The organism is Phaeobacter sp. HF9A (assembly GCF_011806385.1).
Lineage (GTDB): Bacteria > Pseudomonadota > Alphaproteobacteria > Rhodobacterales > Rhodobacteraceae > Epibacterium.
Genome location: NZ_JAATOX010000076.1, coordinates 1 through 19,756, shown reverse-complemented (window position 1 = coordinate 19,756; position 19,756 = coordinate 1). Strand labels below are relative to the sequence as shown.

Sequence of the window (19,756 nt, the reverse complement as noted above, 5' to 3'; positions counted from 1 at the left end):
CCCCGCCATCCCCCCCACAAAAAGGGCACTGCCATTTACATCCGCGAAACACTGCCTTGCTATTTCATGCGCCTCAGGGTCCCCTGATCGGACCCATAGTCCCGGAGCCCCAAATGACCCGACTCCTTACCCTCCTCGCTCTCCTCAGCCTGACCGCCTGCGGCGTCCCCTTTGTGCCGCTGATCTGACCGCAGAGGCGTGCCGCGTTTTACTCGGATTTTCAGCAAATTCCCCCGGCATTTCACGCCCGGATAACGCCACCCATATTGCCGCGCCGCGCGCGCAGAGGCACAGTAGGGCCACCAGAGCAGCCAGAAGGCCGCGGAAGATCATGTTCCCTCCAGGCCATCTTTTGCTCTCTCACCCCTCGCGTGATGGCCGACCTTTGATCTCCCCTCATGGAAAAGCCCCGAGGGTGTGACACCCCGGGGCTTTTCTTATTGTCCGCGCCGCTCCAGCGGCCCTGAGCGGGTCGTCAGCCCGCCGCCGCAGCCGCCTTTTTCTCGCGCCGTTCCACCCCTTTGAAGAAGATCAGGTAGAACACCGGCGCCGCCACCAGCGTCAGCACCGTGGCAAAGGCGAGACCACCCATGATGGTCACCGCCATCGACACGAAGAAGGCATCGCTCATCAGAGGCGCCATGCCGAGGATGGTCGTGATCGCCGCCAGCATCACCGGACGCAGACGCGAAACGGAGGCTTTGACGATGCTCTCGCGCAGCGGCAGGTCTTCTTCGCGCCGCACGATGTCGATCTCCTCCACCAGCACGATCCCGTTCTTGATCAGCATGCCAGAGAGGCTCAGAAGCCCCAGAAGCGCGGTGAAGGTAAACGGCAGGCCGGTGCCCATCAGGCCGATCACCACGCCGTTCACGCTCATGGGAACCAGCAGCCAGATGATGATCGGCTGGCGGATCGCGTTGAACAGCAGCACCGAAATCAGCACCATGATCAGCAGCGACAGCGGCAGCTGCTTGCCCAGGCTCTTGTTGGCATCGGCGGAGTTCTCATGCTCGCCGCCCCATTCCATCTTGTAGCCCACCGGCACCTCGATGGCCTCGATGGCATCCTGCACTTGGCTGAACACCGTGGCAGCGGTGACATCGGCCGTTACATCAGCGCCCACCGTGATCGTATAGACCCGGTCGCGACGATGCACCAAGGTGTTCTGCGCCTCATAGCCGATCCCATCGATCATCTGTTCCAGCGGGATCCAACTGCCTGCGGCTTCTGAAAACACCACCTGATTCATCAGGTTATAGGGGTTCTCGGCAGGGCGGCGCATGACGATCGGGATCAGCCGTTCGCGTTCGCGGAACACCCCGGTCACCAGGCCGGTGGTGGAGAACTGCAACGCGTTGGAGATCGCATCGCGTGTCACCCCTGCGGTCTGCGCCCGGTCCGTGGCATAGATCGGCTTCAGCACCAGCTCCTGCTCGCGCCAGTTCTGCCGGATGTTCAGCACCTTGTCGCTGGACGCCGCCAGGGCCTGTTTCGCCTCATGCGCCAATTGCCGCAGCACGGCAGGATCAGGACCGGAGAACCGCGCCTCGATCGGCGCACCGCCACCGGGGCCAAAGACCAGCCGCTCGGTGCGGAATTCGCCTTCGGGCAGGTTTTCGGCACCGAACTTGTCCAGTGCCGCGCGCAGCGGCGGGATCTGATCCAGCGTCTCTGTGCGGATGATCAGATGGCCGTAGCTCGGGTTGGCCTTCTCCGACGAATAGGTCAGCAGGAAGCGGGTCGCGCCCTGGCCGACAAAAGTCGCCACCGAAACCACCTCGTCGCGCTTGGACAGCCAGTCCTCGACCTTGGCCATCTCGGCCGAAGTTGCCTCAATCGCCGTGCCCTGCGGCAGCTTGTAGTGCACATAAAACAGCGGCGTGTTGGAGTTCGGAAAGAACTGCTGCTTCAGCATGCCAAAGCCCATGAAGCAAACCACCGTCACCCCAACCAGGGCCGCAACCACCAGCCAGCGCAGTTTCAGCGCCACACGCAGAACGCCACCATAGGCGCGGAACAGCAACCCGTCATAGCCGTCGCCGCCCTCGCCATTGCCACGCTTGAAGAAGTAATGCGCCAGCAAAGGTGTCGCGGTCAGGCCCAGAACCCAGCTCAACAGCAGCGAAATGCCAATCACCGCAAACAGCGAGAACAAGAACTCCCCGGTTGCATCGGGGCTGAGACCAATCCCGGCAAAGGCCATGATGCCGATCACCGTCGCCCCAAGCAGCGGGATCTGCGTCTTGGAGGCAGCCTCATGCGCCGCATCGCGCGAGGATTTCCCGCGCAACATGGCGATCTGCATGCCCTCGGCCACCACGATGGCGTTATCCACCAGCATGCCCATGGCAATAATCAGCGCCCCAAGCGAGATCCGCTCCATTTCGATCGAGAAGATCGCCATGAAGAACAGCGTCCCCACCACCGTCAGCAACAAGGTCGTGCCCACCACAATCGCCGCGCGCCAGCCCATAAAGACGGCCAGCACGATGATCACGATTGCCACCGACATCGCCAGGTTCAGCAGGAAGTCATTCGAGGCTTTCTCCACCACGAGGTGCTGCTGATAGATCGGGTGCCGCTCGACCCCATAGGGGATATCCGTGTCCAGTTCAGCCAGCTTGGCGTCGACCCGGTGCCCCACATCGACGATGTTTTCATTGGCAATGCCCGAAACCCCAAGGGTAAAGGCCTCAACCCCGTTAAAGCGGATCAGTTCGCTGGGGTCTTCTTCCTGGCCACGCCAGACATTGGCCACGTCGATGATATTGATGGTCTCGCCACCGACGCCAACGGTCAGACCGGCAATCTCGGAGACCGAATCCGTGCCCTCCGGCGTTTGCAGCAGCGTGTTCAGCGGCCCGTCCTTGATCTCGCCCGCGGGCGTGACCGAGTTCGAGGTGGCAATGGCATTGGCGATCGCCTGCACCGAAACACCCAGATTGGTGGCCACCGGCATATCCGGCTCCACATAGATCGTTTCATTGCGCAGCCCGGCAATTGCCACATCGGCAACGCCCTCCACCGTCAGCAGCTCGCGGCGCAGATAGGTGGCGAGCTCGTATTTTTCCTTGTCAGAAAAGCCCTCGGCCGTCACCGCATAGAAAATGCCGAACACATCGCCGAAACTGTCATTGACCAGCGGTTCACTGACCCCATCGGGCAGATGCCGCGCGGCGTCGCGCACCCGGGCGCGCAGCTTGGTCCAGATCTGCGGCAGCTCGGTGCCGTCATAGGTGTCCTGCATATCCACCTGGATCAAGGACACGCCCGGCCGGTTGACCGAGGTGATCTCCTTCACCTCCTCCATCTTTTGAATGGCGGATTCCAGTGGCTCCGAGACCTCCAGCGCCACCTGTTCGGCGCTGGCGCCGGGATAGGTGGTCTGGATCACCGCGCTTTTGATGGTAAAGGCCGGATCTTCCAGACGTCCCAGATTGAAAAAGCCCCAGATGCCCCCAAACAGGGCAAAGAGCATGAGCAACCACGTGTAAAGCGGTCGCTGAATGGCACCGCGTGCAATATCCATGTCGCGATCCTCAGTTACTGATGCCGGTGAAACGGCGCACCATCTGACCGTCTTCCAGGGCGCTGCCGCCGGTCAGCACCACCTCGTCGCCGTCTTCGATGCCCGCCAGCACGTAGAAATTGCCAAACTGGTTCGGTTGCAGCTCGACCTCGCGCCAATGGACCTCGCCCTTGTCGGCGCCGGTCGGGGTAAAGACCATCACCCCCGTGGTGCCGGAGGGATCAATCACGATCGCGGTGGCCGGCAGCGAAATCCGGTGCCGCCCGGTCGACACCCGCACCGTGACGGTGGTCGACGCCCCGGGCAGGACCTGGCGGTCCTTTGGCGGCTCCATCGCCAGAGTCACCCGATAGGTCTGCCCCACCGCCGAGGCCTCCGCAGCATATTCCAGGATCTGTGCCGGGTATTCTGTCGTAGAGCCCGGGAAGCTGACGAAAATTTCGTAGGAATCACTGTCGCTGGCGCGCTGGAACAGCAGCTCCGGCACGTCGATTTCGATATGCAATTCCGACATGTCATGCAGACGCGCGATCGGCGTGCCCGCGCTCACGGTGGAGAAAACCGCCACCTCGCGCTGGGACACCAGCGCATCAAAGGGCGCCGTCAGCGTCGCATGGTCCAGATTGGTCTGCGCGGTCTGCAAGGCCACCTGCGCCAGTTTCGCGGCCGTTTCGGCGTCTTCGATCGCCACCTGGCTGACCGTGCCCGCCAGCCGCGCATTGCGGGCCTGCGCCCGATCCGCCTGCTGCTTGTTCAGCTTGGCCTGTTCCAGTTGCAGCTGGAAGGTCTCCAGATCCAGCTGCGCAATCAGATTGCCCTTGGGCACCACGTCGCCCTCGGTGACCGGCAGATCCAGCACCTGCCCCCCGACCTGAAAGGCCAAATCCACGGTTTCCTTCGCCGCCACCTGACCAAAGAACTGCCGCTCCAACGGTGCCGCACCGCCATCTGCCAGCATCAGCTTGACCGGTTTCAACGCCGGTTCCTCCTGCGCCAAGGCCGGCAGGATCAGGGCTGAGTTCAGCGGCAGGGCCATAAGCGCCCCCAGAACTGCCGCACGAATTGATGGTAATGTCATTGTCGCTCCACTTTTCGTCACAATGGCCCCTCAGCGCCCGCCTGAATCGCCGTTCGGTGAATTTTTCGGGCCAGACCGGCAAGCTGTTTCGCTTCGTCTCGGCTCAGACCCGATGTTTCGTAAAAGACTTCGGCCGCACGTGCGACCAGCTCTTGCCGCCGCAGATGCCCCGCGTCGGTTAACTCCAAGACCCAGGCCCGCCCGTCGTGGTCATCCCTTCCCCGACGGATCAACCCGACACGTTCCAATGCCGCCGCCACCGCGGTCACCGCAGAGGGCGCCTTGAGCGTCAAACGGGCCAGCTCTCCCATGCGCCGCGGCACCGAAAGATACAGAATCACCTGACATTCCGATCGCCCCAGCGACGGCCCTTCGAATTTAGTCTCGCTCAGACGCTGCTCCAATTGCCAATGCAAGGCGTAGACCCCCATCATGGCCTGCACCTCTGGTGTCAAATGCGTCCAATCGTCGATCACGTCAGTCATGTGAATCCGGGTCCATCTCCATCCGAACCAGATAGTTCAGCTCCTGAAGTATTTAAAGGAGAATATGCTGGCTTTCCGTTAAGGCAGCCCGCCGCTGCTCTTGACCTCCCTCACCGAAGCGGGCCCTATATGTGCCACTTTGGGACCTGGCCCGCGCAGGAGCCACAAACAGGACCGTAAAAATGTACACAGCCGCCATTACCGGAACCGGGGTTTTCACCCCCGCAGACCGCATCACCAATGCCGAACTGGTGCAGGCGTTCAACCGCTATGTAGACCTGCAAAACGACGCCCACGCCGAGGCCATCGCCGCAGGAGAGCGCGCGCCGTTGCAATATTCCTCCGAGGAATTCATCGTCAAAGCCTCCGGCATCGAGAACCGCTATGTGATGGATAAATCCGGCATTCTGGATCCCGAGGTGATGCATCCCCTTCTCCGGCAACGCGGCGACGACGAACCCGGCCTGATGGCCGAAATGGCGCTGGATGCGGCCCAAAAGGCCCTCGCCCAGGCGGGCAAGAGCGCCGCCGATGTGGATGCGGTGATCTGTGCGGCCTCCAATATGGAACGCCCCTACCCCGCCGTGGCGATCGAGATCCAGCAGCTCCTCGGCATCCATGGCTTTGCCTTTGACATGAATGTCGCCTGCTCCTCGGCCACCTTCGGCATTCAGGCCGCCGCCGATATGATCCGCGCCGGCTCCATCCGCTCGGCGCTGGTGGTGAACCCGGAAATCTGCTCCGGCCACCACGAATGGCGGGACCGCGATTGTCATTTCATCTTTGGTGACGTGGCCACCGCCACCCTGATCGAACGCAAGGAAGATGCCAGCGGCGCCCATTTCGAGGTGCTCTCCACCCGCTGCGCCACCCAGTTTTCCAACAACATCCGCAACAACAACGGGTTTCTGCGCCGCACCCGCCCCGATGGGCTGAACGAGCGCCGCGACATGCAGTTCATGCAAAATGGCCGCAAAGTGTTCAAAGAGGTGCTGCCGCTGGTCAGCCAGCATATCGCAGACCATATGGCCGATGAGGGCATCAGCCCGGCGGATCTGAAACGGCTCTGGCTGCATCAGGCCAATAAATCCATGAATGATTTCATCGGCAAAAAAGCCCTGGGCCGCACCCCGACGCCGAAAGAGCAGCCCAATGTGCTGCAAGACTACGCCAATACCTCCTCGGCCGGCTCCATCATCGCCTTCTCGCAGAACTCGGACGATCTGGCCGAGGGCGACACCGGGCTGATCTGCTCTTTCGGCGCGGGCTATTCGGTCGGCTCGGTGCTGCTGCGCCGCCACGGCTAAGGGCGCGCGTTCCAAACAAAAACGCGCCCCTCGGGGCGCGCTTCATCGCATCAAGGATCTGAATGGCGCAACCAGCCGGATCAGGCGCTCTCTTCTTGCAGATGCAGCTTCATATCCAATAGCACCTGCTGCAACAGCACCGTTTCCCGCAGCAGCCGCTTGGCCTCGTTGACGGTGATAATGCCATCTTCGATCGCATCCTGATATTCGCTCATCAGCTGCGCAAACCGACGGCTCAGCGCGATCACATCGGTGTTGACCCCGCCGGGACGGGACGTCGCGCCCTTTTCGCCGGAATAGGACAGGGTGATATTCTTCAGATCCGCAAGCGCCGAGGTGACATGCGGAAAGGAGGCCGCCCCTTCCAGCTTGGCCACCGCATCCACCGGGATATAGCGATCCCCATGTTCGGGGTTATCGGAGTAATAGCGGCCCAATGTAGCCTTTGATTTGCCGGTGATCTGACAGGCTGCCTCGATCCCGACATCCTTTACCAATGCTTCAGTATGCTTTTTGAGATAGGTTCCTATGTCCGCCATACTACTCTTTCATCCGAATAAGAGCCCCCAGCCATCACGCTTGGGGGAACCCCGGTATTAATTTCCCATTAAGACTGCTTAGCCGACTCGCTATGGTATTGCTATACCCGCCGTGGTCACTTGATGATTTATAAAGTGGTGTGAGTGAGCGTAACGGTCTGGCGGGTATCAGTGGTCGGTTTAGTGAGTGTGTAGCCGATCATATGAGGTAATTGGTCTGCCATTCACGATGCCCCTGCGGGATATGCGCCCACAGATCTGTCGGCTCACCCCGTCGGGGGCATCGCGTTTTCAACCAAACCGCGACACGGCCCCGCCGTGCTCCACACGCAATAAAACACATAAGATTTTCGACATTTGAAAACCGGCGCGCCTGGCAGCCCGGCCTGCGCACGCAAGCGCAAGACCGAATTTGGCCTTCCCTCCCCTGCGCTCTGCCGCTACATCCCCGCCATGGCCAAGCTCTACTTTCACTACTCCACCATGAACGCCGGTAAATCGACCGTGCTGTTGCAGGCGTCGCATAACTACCGCGAAAACAAGATGCGCACCTATCTGCTCACCGCGCAGATCGACGACCGTGCCGGTGCGGGGCGGATCGCCTCGCGCATCGGCATCGGCGCCGAGGCAGACGTGTTTCGCCCCGAGGATGATCTCTTTGACCGGATCGCCGCAGAACAAGCCAACAGCGGCGCCATCGCCGCCATCTTTGTGGACGAGGCCCAGTTCCTCACCCCCGATCAGGTCTGGCAACTGGCGCGCGTGGTGGATGATCTGGATATCCCGGTGCTGACCTATGGGCTGCGGGTGGATTTCCAGGGCAAGCTCTTTCCCGGCTCCGCCACCTTGCTGGCGCTTGCCGATGAGATGCGCGAAGTGCGCACCATCTGCCATTGCGGCAAGAAAGCCACCATGGTCGTGCGACAGGACGATCAAGGCAATGTTCTGACCCAAGGCGACCAGGTGCAGATCGGCGGCAACGAAAGCTATGTCTCACTCTGTCGCCGCCACTGGCGCGCCGCGATGGGCGACCTGCCAGCCAGAGCCCGCTCTTCTTCTAACTGAAAATATCCCGGGGTGAACTGGCCTCTACGGCCAGGAGGGGCAGCGCCCCTTCAAAAGCGCCGCCCGCAACAGGCGCATCAGACCCTGTTCGGCAGCGGCTCCCCCGCCAAATACGCCGCCACATTGTCCAGCGCCATATGGCCCATGGCGCTGCGCACCTCCTCGGTCGCCGTGCCCAGATGCGGCAGCAAGGTCACGCAATCCAGCGCCCGCAGCGCCGCTGGCACCTTGGGTTCAAACTCATAGACATCCAGCCCCGCGCCCGCGATCTGCCCGGTCTCAAGCGCCGCAATCAGGGCCGCCTCATCCACGACTTCGCCACGGGCGATATTGATCAGATGCGCATGCGGCGGCATCGCCGCCAGCACCTCTGCACCCACCAGATGTCGCGTCTCGGCGCCGCCGGGCACCGCGATCACCAGCATGTCGACCGAGGCCGCCAGCGCCAGCAGGCTCTCGGCGCGCTCAGCCGGATAGCTGGTCTCCTTGTCGCTGCGCGCGACATAGGCGATCTCCATGCCAAACCCGAAATGCGCCCGCCGCGCGATCGCATCGCCAATGCGCCCCAGCCCGACAATGCCCAGCCGCTTGCCGCTCAGATGCAGCCCCAGCATCTGCGTCGGATGCCAGCCCTGCCAGCTCCCCGAGCGCACCAGCCGCTCGCCTTCACCCGCACGACGCGCCGACATCAGCATCAGGGTCAGCGCAATATCCGCCGTCGCGTCGGTCACCGCCCCGGGGGTATTGGTGACCTCCAGCCCGGCAGCGCGCGCCGCTGCCACGTCAATATGATTATAGCCAACGCCGAAATTCGCAAGCAGTTTGCAGCGCGGATCTGTCACCGCGGCAAAGATCTCTGCGCTATAGGCATCGCCCAATGTGGGCACCACCACATCAAAGGCACGCAGGCTCTCGATCATCTCCTCGGGCGACATCGGAGCGGTGCTTTGGCGGATTTCCACGTCAAAACCCAGCTGCGCGCGCGCGTTCACCGCCGCCGTCATCGGCCGGGTGATCAGCACCCGCGCGGCCCCTGCCGCCGCCATCAGTGCATCCTCCCGCCGGTCGGCACCAGCGCCGGAACATCCCCGTCGGGGCCGATCAGCACGATCTCGCCGGTCTCGTCCGGCAGGCCAAGCACCAGCACCTCGGACATGAACTTGCCGATCTGGCGCGGCGGGAAATTCACCACCGCCATCACTTGCTTGCCGACCAGAGCCTCCGGCGTGTAATGCGCCGTCACCTGGGCCGAGGTCTTGCGCTCGCCGATCTCGGCGCCAAAATCAATCCACATCTTGATGGCCGGCTTGCGCGCCTCGGGAAAGGTCTCGGCCCGCAGCACGGTGCCCACACGCACATCGACCTTCAGGAACTCGTCAAAGCTAATCTCAGCCACGCGACAACTCCTCGGACCGGTTCGCCGCAGCCGCCACCGCGCGCTTCAACAGCGGCGGAAAGCCGCTTTCCTCATCCATCAGGACCTCCAGCGCCGCCTGGGTGGTGCCATTGGGGCTGGTCACATTGACGCGCAGCTGGCTCGGCGTCTCCTCGGCGGCCTCCGCCAGCGCCCCCGCCCCCGCCACGGTGGCCTTGGCCAGCTGCATCGACAGCGCCTCGGAAAGCCCCTGTGCCACGCCCGCCGCGGCCAGCGTCTCGATCAGGTGGAACACATAGGCCGGGCCGGAACCGCTGACGCCGGTCACCGCATCCATCTGCGCCTCGTCGTCCAGACGCACGGTCTGCCCCACCGCCGAAAGCAATGCCTCGGCCTGTTCGATATGCGCCGCGCTTGTGTGGCTATTGCCGATCAGCGCGGTGATCCCGCACCCCACGGCGGCCGGAGTGTTCGGCATCGCCCGGATGATCGGCGTCTGCGCGCCCAGCTTGGCCTCATAGGTGGCAATGGAGGTGCCCGCCGCCACCGAGATAAACAGCGTTTCGCCGCCGCCATAATCCTTAAGCGAGGGCAGCGCCGCGCCCATCACCTGCGGCTTGACCGCCACCAGCACGATTGCAGGCTGCTCCGGCACCGCCGCATTGATATGCACACCGGTCGCCTTGAGCCAGTCCGAAGGGTTGGGGTCCATCACCCAGACCGCCTCCTTGGGCAACCCGCGCTCCAGCCAGCCCTTGAGCATGGCCGATCCCATCTTGCCACAGCCCAAGAGTACCAGCCCACGGGCCACGATCTGCTCCATATCCATGATAATCCCTCATCTGCCGTTCGGTTTCATGCTGATGGAAAAGACTTACGCGCGCCCGTAGGCCTCCGCAATGGCGACTTGCATTGCCTCCTTGGCGGGACGCTCGCCCCAGACCATCAGCTGGATCGCCGGGTAGTAGCGTTCGCAATTGCTGACGGCGGCCTCAACGATGGCCCCGACCTGCTCCGGCGTCGCCATCTGCCCGCCCGACAGCACCAAACCGTAGCGATACAGCATCAGCTTGTGCTCGGGCCAGTAGTTGAAGGCCCCCGCCCAGCATTGGTCGTTCATGTGATTGATCAGCTCATAGAGCTGCGGCACCTTGGCCTCCGGCGGCTCCATCTCGAAGCTGCACACCATGCGCAGGGTCTCGTCGTAATCCGACCAGGCCAGGGTCAGCGAATAGGTCCGCCACTGCCCCTCGACTGCCATGGCGATCTGATCATCGGCGATCCGGTCAAAATCCCAATCATGGGAACAGGCCAGGTTCTCGACGATGTCGATCGGATGAAGGTCGTCTTCGACGTGATGCTCGGAAAGTGCCATGATGCCACCTCTCTGGTCTCTAGCTTTCGCGCCCGCAGAGGGCCCCTAATGCTAGCTCTGTGATCTAAGGAGCGAGGATCTTGCCTCTCTCCCTACCAAATATGGTGGGCGCCGGAGGCAGCGCTGGCAACCCTTTATTTGGGGACAACTGCAATAAGTTGTGGATGGATCGAAAACTTGAGCAAAATATCGTTGTTGTGCTAGGCTGAGGGAGAAGCGGCGCCAGACCTTGTTGCCAAAGGGTCGGGACCTGAAACATCGTCTTTATGCCCCACCTGTAACGCCCGCCCTGCGACGGACGGAGCAACCACTTGCTGTGCCGCGCCACCCGAACGCGCGCGAGCCAATCGAATCCCCCGGCCATAGTCCTGCACAACAAATGCCACGCACGCCAGCGGACGAAGGGGCTGCGGCCCTGCCGCAGCCCCTTCGGCTCAGACAGAAAAAGGGATGCGCCCGCGCATCCCTTTTCCCGTTGGATTACATTGCCGCATCACACGGCGCTGACAGCGGTCAGCCGGATTTCGCCTCCAGCGCATCCAGCCGCGCTTTCAGCGCTTCGTTTTCTTCGCGGGCCTTCTGTGCCATTGCCCGCACCGCGTCGAATTCCTCGCGGGTGACAAAATCGCGATCCGCCAGCCAGCGGTCGATGACGCCCTTCATTGCCGTTTCGGCTTCGTCTTTCGCGCCCTGTGCCACGCCCATGGCGTTGGTCATCAGTTGCGAAATATCATCCATAATCTTGTTGCGGGTCTGCATGGCCATCTCCCGGTTGATGTCTTACCTCTGTGAGGCTTACCCCCTATATGGGCACTCGCGGCCCAAACGGCAAGCCGTTGACAGCCCTCCCCCCAAAGAGGCACAGAGACAAAATGTTGGCTCAGATGATCCCCTTCCCGAACCTTTCGCCGGAACTCTTTTCGGTCACGCTTTTTGGCATGGAGTTTGCCCTGCGCTGGTATGCGCTGGCCTATATCGCCGGGATCCTGATCGCCTGGGGTCTTGCCCTGCGCGCCATCCGCCGCCCCGCGCTCTGGCCGAACAACACCGCGCCGATGGAAGCCCGGCAGGTCGAGGACCTGATGACCTGGATCATCCTCGGGGTGATCCTCGGCGGGCGGCTGGGCTATGTGCTGTTTTATGACCCCGCGCGATTTATGGCCAACCCGGCGCAGATCCTGCGGGTCTGGGAGGGCGGCATGGCCTTTCATGGCGGGCTGCTCGGCGTGGTAGTGGCCGCCTGGGCCTATGCCCGCCGCCAAGGCATCAATGTGCTGTCGATGGCTGATCTTGTGGCCCACACGGTTGCGCCGGGCCTGCTGCTGGGGCGGCTGGCCAATTTCGTCAATGCAGAGCTCTGGGGCCGCGCCAGCGATTTGCCCTGGGCCGTGGCCTTTCCCGGCGCCGCCGCCCAGAACTGCGGCCAGCCCCTGGGCGAGATCTGCGCCCGCCACCCGAGCCAGCTTTATGAAGCGGCGATGGAGGGGCTGATCCTGGGCGCGCTGATCCTCTGGCTGGTCTATCGCCGTCAGGCCTTTCACGCGCCGGGGCGAATCCTTGGCACCTTCCTCACCGGCTATGGGCTGGCCCGCTGTCTGGTGGAATTTGTCCGCCAGCCGGATGCGCAGTTCGTCTCCCCCGGCAACCCCCTGGGGCTGGCCTGGCAGATCAACGGCTATGGGCTCACCCAGGGACAGGCGCTCTCGCTGCCGATGATCGCACTGGGGCTGTGGTTCTTGCTTCGCGCCCGTCGCGCCACCACAACGGAGGCCCCCGCATGAGCCTGATGCAGAGTCTGAAACACCGGATCAGCCTGGATGGGCCGCTGAGCCTGGCGGATTACATATCCGAATGCCTGCTGCATCCGAAATATGGCTATTACACCACCTCCACACCCATCGGCGCCGCCGGGGATTTCATCACCGCGCCGGAAATCAGCCAGATGTTTGGCGAGCTCATCGGCCTGGCGCTGGTGCAATCCTGGCTTGATCAGGGCAGCCCCAGCGCCTTTGTGCTGGCCGAGCTCGGCCCCGGGCGCGGCACCCTGATGGCGGATCTGCTGCGCGCCACCCGCGCCGTGCCCGGCTTTCACGACGCGATGGAACTGGCGCTGGTCGAGGCCTCGCCCAGCATGCGCGAACAGCAGGCCAGGGCCTTGCAGGATTACCGCCCGCACTGGCTCCCCTCGGTAGAAGACCTGCCGCAAAAACCGCTGTTCCTGATCGCCAATGAATTCTTCGACGCGTTGCCGATCCGCCAGTTCCAGCGCGCGGGCGACGGCTGGTGCGAACGCAGGATCGGCATGGATCCTGACAGTGGCGCGCTGACGCTGGGCCTGGCCGCTGCCGCGCCGCAACCCGCGCTGGCGCATCGCGAGGGCGACACCCGCGACGGTGATCTGGTGGAGCTCTGCGAGGTTGCCAGCGTGATCACCGAGGCCATCGCCCAACGCATCGCGGATTACCGCGGTGCCGCGCTCTTGATCGACTATGGCGACTGGCGCTCGCTCGGGGATACGCTGCAAGCGCTGCGCGCCCATCGCCCGACCGATCCGCTCACCGCCCCGGGCGAGGCGGACCTGACCGCGCATGTGGATTTTGAAACCCTGGCCAACGCCGCCCGCGCCAGCGGCTGCGCCCATAGCCGCCTGACCACCCAAGGCGTGTTTCTGGAGCGGCTCGGCATCACCGACCGCGCCCGCGCCCTGGCCGCGCATCTGGACGGCGAGGCGCTCAATCAGCATATCGCGGCACATCGGCGCTTGACGCACCCGGATGAAATGGGAACCCTGTTCAAGGTGCTGGGACTCTTCCCCGCACGCTGCTCGCCCCCCGCAGGACTGGAAAAATGACGCTGGAAATTGTCACCTCCGATCTGTTGTCGCCCGTGCGCCACGGGTTCTTTACCCGCAAGGGCGGGGCCTCTTCTGGCATTTTTGCCGGGCTCAACTGCGGCACGGGATCGTCGGATCAGCGCGAGGCGGTGCTGCTGAACCGCAACCGCGTCGCCGAAGCGATGGATGCCCCCGTCGAGGCGCTGGTCGCCATGCATCAGGTGCATTCCGCCGAGGTCGCCGTGGTCGAGGGCCTGCCCGAAGACCCCGACGCCCCCCGCCCGCGGGTGGATGCGCTGGTCACCGCCACGCCGGGTCTGGTGCTCTCGGTGCTGACGGCGGATTGCCAGCCGGTGCTGTTTTCCGACCCGGAGGCCGGTGTCATCGGGGCCGCCCATGCGGGCTGGCGCGGCACTCTTGATGGCGTGCTGGAGGCCACCATCGAGGCCATGCTCTCCCTTGGCGCCAGCCGGGCCGGTATTCGCGCGGTCATCGGGCCGACCATCTCGCAGCGCAACTACGAGGTGGGACCGGAGTTCTTTGACGACTTCATGCTCCAGGATCAGGGCAACGCCCGCTTCTTTGCCTCGGGGGTGGGAGACAGGCTGTTGTTCGACCTGCCCGCTCTTGGCCTCGCCCGGCTGCGCGCCGCCGGGATTGAACAGAGCGAATGGACCCGCCACTGCACCTATGCCGACCCGGCCCTGTTTTATTCCTATCGCCGCAGCACCCACGCCAAAGAGGCCGATTACGGCCGGCTGATCTCCTGCATCCGGCTCTGACCCCGCACAATCTGGCCAGCGCGGCCAGATTGTGACGCCAAAACCGCCATTTTGCCACAATTCAGCGTGACGTCCGCTGCGCCTGCCGCAACGTAAAGCGGCCTCATATATAATTTTTGTTTCAATTCAACATGCTGCAAGCGTGATGTGAAATGATACACATTTTTAACAGATGCGCGGAGGATCTCCCCGCTCCGGTCATATTCAGACCTCAATACTCCCGCAAAACGGAATGCATATTCAGCAGGCCTGATTGCCGCATGCTCTGCTCATGCTCGCTCTGGCCGCAAGGCGACGCATTTTCTGCCGCCGCACCAATGCAACGCACATGCCATGCGGTGGGGGCCGCAAGCTGTGCCGTAAACCAGAGGGACCGGGGTATGACTTTGCCTCAATCATTACATCGCGCTGCCGCGAATCTTGCGGAAACCACACCCTTGCTGCGCCAGCCGCCGCCCTTGCGCGGCGCCACCAAGCCACAGCTGCGCCGCTATGAGGTCGCCAGCCTGCTGGCCAATGGCAATATCGCCGAAACCCGCCATATCGCGCCGGCCCTGCCGCTGTTTGAACAGGCCTTCACCGCCTTTACCCGCGGCTCCTTGCTGGAAACAGATTACGGCCCGGTTGCGATCGAGGATATCTATCCCGGCGACCGTATCCTGACCCGCGACGGACAGTATGAAACGCTGATCTGGAAGGGCATGACCACGCTCATTCCCGGTCGCAAAGCGGCCAGCGGCAACGGTCAGGCGCTGACCAGCTTCATGGCCGACAGCCTCGGGATGGAAAAGCCGATGTCCTGTGTGGTCGCAGGCCCGGCGGCGCGGCTGCTGCGCACGCCCGCGCATCTGCGGCACACACAGCGCAGCGACCGCCCGGTCCTGACCCCGGTTCAGGAGTTCCTGGACGGGATGAACATCGTACAAACCGCCCCGCCGGCTCCGGTGGATATGTACCACCTCTGTCTCGCGCGTCATGCGGTGATCCGCGTCGGCGGGCTGGAGTTTGAAACCTACCATCCCGGACCGGACGCGCTGCGGCTGGTGAGCTACCCGATCAAGACCTTGTTCTTGAACATGTTCCCTCACGTCGAGAGCATCGCCGATTTCGGCCCCCTTGCCTTTGAGCGCGCCCGGGCGGTTCACGCCTGATCAGCGCCGGGGCCGCGCCGCAACTGGGCCACGGGGGTGCATAGAAAAAGGGCGCATCGTCACCGACCGCGCCCTTTTGTTGTCGTCTGTCCGTCTCGGCCCCCGTGTCGGAACTCAGTCTTTCTTCTGTGCCGCCGCCGCCTTCATGCGCTCCAGCAGCTCCGCCTTGGAGGGCTGCTGGTTGTAAGGGTTCTTGGCCGATCCCTTGGCGTTGTGCTCGCTATGACGCGGCTTGTTCTTGCCCTGTTTCGGGGCGCCGGATTTCTTGTAGTCCATGGATGGATCCACCTTTTGCATTTGCTTCCGCGCTCATGCCCGAAAGCGCCGACGCAGACAATCTCGGAAATCACCGGCGCGCTTCCTCGGCGCCGCGGACTGCGGATCTCAGGCCTCGCGCGCCAGCCGCTCTTCCAGAACGTCAAAGGGCACGCCCGGCTCGTCCTTGGCGCCGCGAATAACCAGCGAGGTCTTGACGCTCGCCACATTCGGCGTGGTCAGCAAATCGCCGGTCAGGAACCGCTGAAACGTTGACAGATCCGGCGCGACGCATTTCAGGATGAAATCCACCTCACCATTGAGCATATGACACTCGCGCACCAGCGGCCAGCCGCGGCATTTCGCTTCAAAGGCCGACAGCTCCGCTTCGGCCTGGCTTTCCAGCCCCACCATGGCAAAGACCTGGACTTCGAATCCCAGCTCGCGGTCGTTGACCTCTGCGTGATAGCCGCGGATCAGACCCGCCTCCTCCAGCGCCCGCACCCGACGCAGGCAGGGCGGCGCAGAGATTCCGACGCGTCTGGCCAATTCGACATTCGTCATTCGGCCATCGGCCTGCAACTCCGACAAAATCTTCCGGTCGATCGGATCCAGACGTGTGGTGACCATTGGGGTGCCTTCTCTTCAGATTTGTCATTCTTATACCAAAACCCCGCGCTGGCGCAATATTATTGCACCAACTCGCAATAATAATACCGCCTTGGACGCGTTGCCTGGTGCGCCCTGCCGCAGCTTTGTGCAGGGCCCGGGCGCGCAGGCCGGCTATGCGGCGGGCACGAGGGGGCTTTAAGCAGGCGCGCGTCGCAGTTATATGCAGTCTCCGACGGCGGCAAGCCCGCAAACACAGACATCTGCCCTGACACGTGAGGAAATCACATGAGCGACCCGCGCCACACCAAGGTCCTGATCATCGGCTCCGGCCCGGCCGGTTATACCGCCGGCGTCTACGCCAGCCGCGCCATGCTGGAACCGATCCTGGTTCAGGGCATCGAACCCGGCGGCCAGCTGACCACCACCACCGAGGTCGAGAACTGGCCCGGCCATACCGAGATCCAGGGCCCCGACCTGATGGTCAACATGGAGGCCCACGCCCGCGCCATGGGCACCGAGATCATCAGCGACATCATCACCTCGCTGGACACCAGCGCCCGCCCCTTCGTGGCCAAGGGCGACAGCGGCGCCACCTATACGGCGGATGCGGTGATCCTGGCCACCGGTGCGCGCGCCAAATGGCTGGGTCTGCCGTCGGAAGAGAAGTTCAAGGGCTTTGGCGTCTCTGCCTGCGCCACCTGTGACGGCTTCTTCTATCGCGGTCAGGAAATCGTGGTGATCGGCGGCGGCAACACCGCCGTGGAAGAGGCCCTCTTCCTCACCAACTTCGCCTCCAAGGTCACGCTGATCCACCGCCGCGACGAGCTGCGCGCCGAAAAGATCCTGATCGACCGGCTGATGAAGAACGAAAAGATCACCCCGCTCTGGTTCCACGAGCTCGACGAGGTCATCGGCACCGACGCCCCCCTCGGTGTCGAGGGCGTGCGGGTGAAGCACACCAAGACCGGCGAGATCACCGAGATCCCCTGCAAAGGTGTCTTTGTCGCCATCGGCCACGCCCCCGCCACCGAATTGGTCAAGGATGTGCTGGAAACCCATAACGGCGGCTATGTGACGGTCAAACCCGGCTCCACCGAGACCTCGATCCCCGGCATCTTCGCCGCCGGCGACCTCACCGACCACAAATACCGCCAGGCCGTGACCTCCGCCGGCATGGGCTGCATGGCCGCCCTGGACGCCGAACGCTTCCTCGCCGGGCAAGAGTAAACACCCAAGCTCAGCCAAGAGCGGAAGACCAAAACGAGCTCCCGAAGTGATCTTCGGGAGCTCTCTTTATTCCTGCGATCTGTTTCGCTCAGAACCGGGCGGACAGGCGCAGGGTCAGCGCATGTTCGCGGGCATCGTCCGAGATCTGTCCCTTATAGCCGACGGTCAGCTGCGTCATATCGCTCAGTGACAGCGTGGCTCCGGCCTCCAGAAGCGCAGCATCGCGGGTGATCGCTGCCCCTTCGACCGTGAACGCCCCCCCGCCGGCAAAGCGCGCGGTGGACGCGGGTGTCACATCGCCAAAGGCATGACGCCAGCCAAGCGCACCGGTGAGTTCGAGCGGCAATGTGCCGATCTCGACCTGCGCCGATCCGCGCGCGCCCAGGGTGGTGAAGAAGGTCGACATGTCCTGTGACTCGCCCGCCAGCGCCGCAGCACCGCCAGCCTCCGTGAAATCGTCCCTGTTGAGCCCGACCCAGGCCAGACCTGCGAAGGGTTCGATTTTGGCCTGCCCAAGATCGACGTTCCAACTCGCCTCGCCGAAGATCTGCGCCGTTCCGGCGTGGTAATTCGCCGTCTGTACGCCGGTGAGTGCGCCCATGGCGACGGTCCGTTCGCTGTCGACATCGCTCAGGCTGTAGGAGGCCCCGCCGCGCAGCCAGAGCAGACCGGCCCCGGTCGCAACCGCGCGCGCGCCATAGGCCCCGATGTGGAAACTGTCGGCCGTGGCGCTGGAGCCGCGCTCGGACACATCAATCTCCGTTTGGCCATAGCCCGCGAATACCCCAATCTGGGCTGCGTCAGACGGTGTCATCTCGGCGCCGACCAGGAAGCCGCCGGTGTTTCCGCGCAGGGCTGCGGCATTGTCATTGCCATCCTTGCGTGTCCAGGCCCCAAAGCTTTCTATCCAGAGCTCCGGCGTATCTTCAGCCCATACCATATCCGCCCCGCTTGCGGCTCTGGACGCATATGCATCGCCCTGCGCGGCACCCTGCGAACCGGCAGACCGCAGACGCTGGCCAAGCTTGGTGCGCAGCAGGCCCGTATTCTCCACCAGGCTGGATTGCAGACTGGCGTGCAACTCGCCGGAAAGGCTGTCAAAGGCCGCGCCAAGCACCGCCGCGTCATCAGGCAGCGTGACCGCCGCGTCAAAGACCGCATTGCCATACCCGGTCGCTTCAGCGGCAGCTGCAACAGCGCGTTGATTGCCGGTCCCCACCTTATCAGAGAAGCTGACATCATTGCGCAGGAGTTGCAGATCAATGGTGTAATTGACCCGATCATAGATCAGCGAAGGATCAAGGAAGGCGTAAACGGATGTCACGCCATCAAAGGAACCGGTCAACCCGGTGCCGCCCTCCAGAATCCGGTAGCTCGCATAGGGATCGTAGCTTCCGTCAAAGCCGATATGCTGCACCGTCCCGCCGTTGAGAACGATATCTCCGCTGGCAATGATCTTGTCGCTGGAGGTCCCGGTTGGATCGGTTTCGACCTCATAGAAAGACCCGTCATTGAAGGTCACATCGCCGGTGACGTGGAGCGTGCCGATGGAATTGCCGGGGCTGAGAATGCCACCGGACTGAACGGTGGTCTCCCCAACCGTGCCGGAACCGCCAAGCCGCGATCCGCTGCCCACGGTCGTCGCACCCGACGAGTTGAAGTTGCCATTGACAATGAGCTTCGCCGCATCGGCGATGCTGACGCTGCCAAAGGACAGATCCGCGCCGCTCAGCGTCAGGTCGCCCGAGGACACAGCCAGCGCATCCGCCTGCACGTCGCCCGAAAGCGTCCAGGCGCTGCCCGCCATGGTGAGCGAACCAAAGCCCTTGAGGTCTTCATCCTCGCTGCCGGTGCCCTTGAGCGTCAGCCTGTCGCTGCTGTCGGCCTGCACCTGGCCAATGAGGTTCGAGCCCGTGTCCAGCGTCAGATCATAGCTGGTGCCGGCGCTCTTGCTGATGGCGTAGGTGTCGGTGCCCTCGATGGTGCCGGAGTTGGTGATGCTGCCATGGCTGCCGCCCACCAGCGCCAGACCCGTGCTGCCCGACAGGCTGCCGGAGACGATGAGCTCAGCCGTATCGGCGATGCTGACGCTGCCAAAGGACAGATCCGCGCCGCTCAGCGTCAGGTCGCCCGAGGACAC

General features: G+C 63.2%; 19 protein-coding genes. 7 read left to right on the top strand and 12 right to left on the bottom strand.

What is annotated here, in order from left to right:
* Nucleotides 1–475 precede the first annotated feature (475 nt).
* From HCZ87_RS13720 to HCZ87_RS13710, 3 genes are read right to left on the bottom strand one after another with little or no spacing between them, the layout of a single operon-like run.
* A complete protein-coding gene (locus HCZ87_RS13720) occupies nt 476–3,532 on the bottom strand; it encodes an efflux RND transporter permease subunit (RefSeq protein WP_167644447.1) in 3,057 nt (1,018 codons plus the stop codon).
* Nucleotides 3,533–3,542: 10 nt separating this feature from the next.
* Nucleotides 3,543–4,610 carry an efflux RND transporter periplasmic adaptor subunit gene (locus HCZ87_RS13715; protein ID WP_167644446.1) on the bottom strand — a complete coding sequence of 356 codons (1,068 nt, stop codon included), beginning with the start codon at nt 4,608–4,610 and terminating at the stop codon, nt 3,543–3,545.
* A gap of 17 nt (nt 4,611–4,627) precedes the next feature.
* Nucleotides 4,628–5,095 carry a MarR family winged helix-turn-helix transcriptional regulator gene (locus tag HCZ87_RS13710; RefSeq protein WP_167644445.1) on the bottom strand — a complete coding sequence of 156 codons (468 nt, stop codon included), beginning with the start codon at nt 5,093–5,095 and terminating at the stop codon, nt 4,628–4,630.
* Nucleotides 5,096–5,277: 182 nt separating this feature from the next.
* Here HCZ87_RS13710 and HCZ87_RS13705 point away from each other — a divergent pair, with 182 nt between their 5' ends.
* A complete protein-coding gene (locus HCZ87_RS13705) occupies nt 5,278–6,402 on the top strand; it encodes a beta-ketoacyl-ACP synthase III (protein WP_167644444.1) in 1,125 nt (374 codons plus the stop codon).
* Nucleotides 6,403–6,482: 80 nt separating this feature from the next.
* Here HCZ87_RS13705 and HCZ87_RS13700 read toward each other — a convergent pair whose 3' ends face one another.
* Entirely contained in the window at nt 6,483–6,941 is a 459-nt protein-coding gene (locus tag HCZ87_RS13700) for a hypothetical protein (protein WP_167644443.1), read from the bottom strand.
* A 453-nt stretch (nt 6,942–7,394) separates the two neighbouring features.
* Between HCZ87_RS13700 and HCZ87_RS13695 the strand changes: the two genes are divergently transcribed.
* The gene (locus HCZ87_RS13695; protein ID WP_167644448.1) at nt 7,395–8,006 is read left to right on the top strand and encodes a thymidine kinase; all 612 of its coding nucleotides are present in this window, start codon (nt 7,395–7,397) and stop codon (nt 8,004–8,006) included.
* Between the two features lie 77 nt (nt 8,007–8,083).
* Here the strand turns inward: HCZ87_RS13695 and HCZ87_RS13690 are convergent, their stop codons facing one another.
* The 5 genes from HCZ87_RS13690 to HCZ87_RS13670 all read right to left on the bottom strand — a co-directional run bounded on the left by HCZ87_RS13690 (nt 8,084) and on the right by HCZ87_RS13670 (nt 11,515).
* Nucleotides 8,084–9,052, bottom strand: coding sequence for a D-glycerate dehydrogenase (locus tag HCZ87_RS13690; protein ID WP_167644442.1), 969 nt, complete (start codon nt 9,050–9,052; stop codon nt 8,084–8,086).
* Nucleotides 9,052–9,402: a tRNA-binding protein gene (locus HCZ87_RS13685; protein WP_167644441.1), complete on the bottom strand. Its 351-nt coding sequence runs from the start codon at nt 9,400–9,402 to the stop codon at nt 9,052–9,054. Before HCZ87_RS13685 ends, HCZ87_RS13690 begins: the two co-directional genes overlap by 1 nt.
* Nucleotides 9,395–10,210: a pyrroline-5-carboxylate reductase gene (gene proC / locus HCZ87_RS13680; protein WP_167644440.1), complete on the bottom strand. Its 816-nt coding sequence runs from the start codon at nt 10,208–10,210 to the stop codon at nt 9,395–9,397. The genes HCZ87_RS13685 and proC overlap by 8 nt, the downstream gene beginning before the upstream one ends.
* Nucleotides 10,211–10,255: 45 nt before the next feature.
* Nucleotides 10,256–10,756: a YbjN domain-containing protein gene (locus HCZ87_RS13675; protein ID WP_167644439.1), complete on the bottom strand. Its 501-nt coding sequence runs from the start codon at nt 10,754–10,756 to the stop codon at nt 10,256–10,258.
* A gap of 513 nt (nt 10,757–11,269) precedes the next feature.
* Nucleotides 11,270–11,515, bottom strand: a complete 246-nt coding sequence (locus HCZ87_RS13670) for an accessory factor UbiK family protein (RefSeq protein ID WP_167644438.1) — start codon at nt 11,513–11,515, stop codon at nt 11,270–11,272.
* Nucleotides 11,516–11,628: 113 nt separating this feature from the next.
* On the opposite strand from HCZ87_RS13670, the gene lgt reads away from it, so the two are divergent.
* The 4 genes from lgt (at nt 11,629) to HCZ87_RS13650 (ending at nt 15,522) form a co-directional block, all read left to right on the top strand.
* Nucleotides 11,629–12,537, top strand: coding sequence for a prolipoprotein diacylglyceryl transferase (lgt, locus tag HCZ87_RS13665; protein WP_167644437.1), 909 nt, complete (start codon nt 11,629–11,631; stop codon nt 12,535–12,537).
* The gene (locus HCZ87_RS13660) at nt 12,534–13,607 is read left to right on the top strand and encodes a class I SAM-dependent methyltransferase (RefSeq protein WP_167644436.1); all 1,074 of its coding nucleotides are present in this window, start codon (nt 12,534–12,536) and stop codon (nt 13,605–13,607) included. Before lgt ends, HCZ87_RS13660 begins: the two co-directional genes overlap by 4 nt.
* Complete coding sequence (pgeF, locus tag HCZ87_RS13655) at nt 13,604–14,371, top strand: peptidoglycan editing factor PgeF (protein WP_167644435.1); 768 nt, start codon at nt 13,604–13,606, stop codon at nt 14,369–14,371. Before HCZ87_RS13660 ends, pgeF begins: the two co-directional genes overlap by 4 nt.
* Before the next feature lie 380 nt (nt 14,372–14,751).
* Nucleotides 14,752–15,522, top strand: a complete 771-nt coding sequence (locus tag HCZ87_RS13650) for a Hint domain-containing protein (protein ID WP_167644434.1) — start codon at nt 14,752–14,754, stop codon at nt 15,520–15,522.
* 114 nt (nt 15,523–15,636) lie between these two features.
* Here the strand turns inward: HCZ87_RS13650 and HCZ87_RS13645 are convergent, their stop codons facing one another.
* Nucleotides 15,637–15,798, bottom strand: coding sequence for a hypothetical protein (locus tag HCZ87_RS13645; RefSeq protein WP_167644433.1), 162 nt, complete (start codon nt 15,796–15,798; stop codon nt 15,637–15,639).
* A 108-nt stretch (nt 15,799–15,906) separates the two neighbouring features.
* Nucleotides 15,907–16,407: an Lrp/AsnC family transcriptional regulator gene (locus HCZ87_RS13640; RefSeq protein ID WP_167644432.1), complete on the bottom strand. Its 501-nt coding sequence runs from the start codon at nt 16,405–16,407 to the stop codon at nt 15,907–15,909.
* A 267-nt stretch (nt 16,408–16,674) separates the two neighbouring features.
* Between HCZ87_RS13640 and trxB the strand changes: the two genes are divergently transcribed.
* The gene (gene trxB, locus HCZ87_RS13635) at nt 16,675–17,616 is read left to right on the top strand and encodes a thioredoxin-disulfide reductase (protein WP_167644431.1); all 942 of its coding nucleotides are present in this window, start codon (nt 16,675–16,677) and stop codon (nt 17,614–17,616) included.
* Nucleotides 17,617–17,704: 88 nt separating this feature from the next.
* Here the strand turns inward: trxB and HCZ87_RS13630 are convergent.
* Nucleotides 17,705–19,756 (bottom strand): autotransporter domain-containing protein (locus tag HCZ87_RS13630; protein ID WP_167644430.1); only part of this gene is annotated, 2,052 nt, incomplete at its 5' end.

Coding starts and splice junctions, on each gene's coding strand:
- HCZ87_RS13720 (WP_167644447.1), bottom strand. CDS start 3,532: ATGGATATTGCACGCGGTGCCATTCAGCGACCGCTTTACACGTGGTTG.
- HCZ87_RS13715 (WP_167644446.1), bottom strand. CDS start 4,610: ATGACATTACCATCAATTCGTGCGGCAGTTCTGGGGGCGCTTATGGCC.
- HCZ87_RS13710 (WP_167644445.1), bottom strand. CDS start 5,095: ATGACTGACGTGATCGACGATTGGACGCATTTGACACCAGAGGTGCAG.
- HCZ87_RS13705 (WP_167644444.1), top strand. CDS start 5,278: ATGTACACAGCCGCCATTACCGGAACCGGGGTTTTCACCCCCGCAGAC.
- HCZ87_RS13700 (WP_167644443.1), bottom strand. CDS start 6,941: ATGGCGGACATAGGAACCTATCTCAAAAAGCATACTGAAGCATTGGTA.
- HCZ87_RS13695 (WP_167644448.1), top strand. CDS start 7,395: ATGGCCAAGCTCTACTTTCACTACTCCACCATGAACGCCGGTAAATCG.
- HCZ87_RS13690 (WP_167644442.1), bottom strand. CDS start 9,052: ATGGCGGCGGCAGGGGCCGCGCGGGTGCTGATCACCCGGCCGATGACG.
- proC (WP_167644440.1), bottom strand. CDS start 10,210: ATGGATATGGAGCAGATCGTGGCCCGTGGGCTGGTACTCTTGGGCTGT.
- HCZ87_RS13675 (WP_167644439.1), bottom strand. CDS start 10,756: ATGGCACTTTCCGAGCATCACGTCGAAGACGACCTTCATCCGATCGAC.
- HCZ87_RS13670 (WP_167644438.1), bottom strand. CDS start 11,515: ATGCAGACCCGCAACAAGATTATGGATGATATTTCGCAACTGATGACC.
- lgt (WP_167644437.1), top strand. CDS start 11,629: ATGTTGGCTCAGATGATCCCCTTCCCGAACCTTTCGCCGGAACTCTTT.
- HCZ87_RS13660 (WP_167644436.1), top strand. CDS start 12,534: ATGAGCCTGATGCAGAGTCTGAAACACCGGATCAGCCTGGATGGGCCG.
- pgeF (WP_167644435.1), top strand. CDS start 13,604: ATGACGCTGGAAATTGTCACCTCCGATCTGTTGTCGCCCGTGCGCCAC.
- HCZ87_RS13650 (WP_167644434.1), top strand. CDS start 14,752: ATGACTTTGCCTCAATCATTACATCGCGCTGCCGCGAATCTTGCGGAA.
- HCZ87_RS13645 (WP_167644433.1), bottom strand. CDS start 15,798: ATGGACTACAAGAAATCCGGCGCCCCGAAACAGGGCAAGAACAAGCCG.
- HCZ87_RS13640 (WP_167644432.1), bottom strand. CDS start 16,407: ATGGTCACCACACGTCTGGATCCGATCGACCGGAAGATTTTGTCGGAG.
- trxB (WP_167644431.1), top strand. CDS start 16,675: ATGAGCGACCCGCGCCACACCAAGGTCCTGATCATCGGCTCCGGCCCG.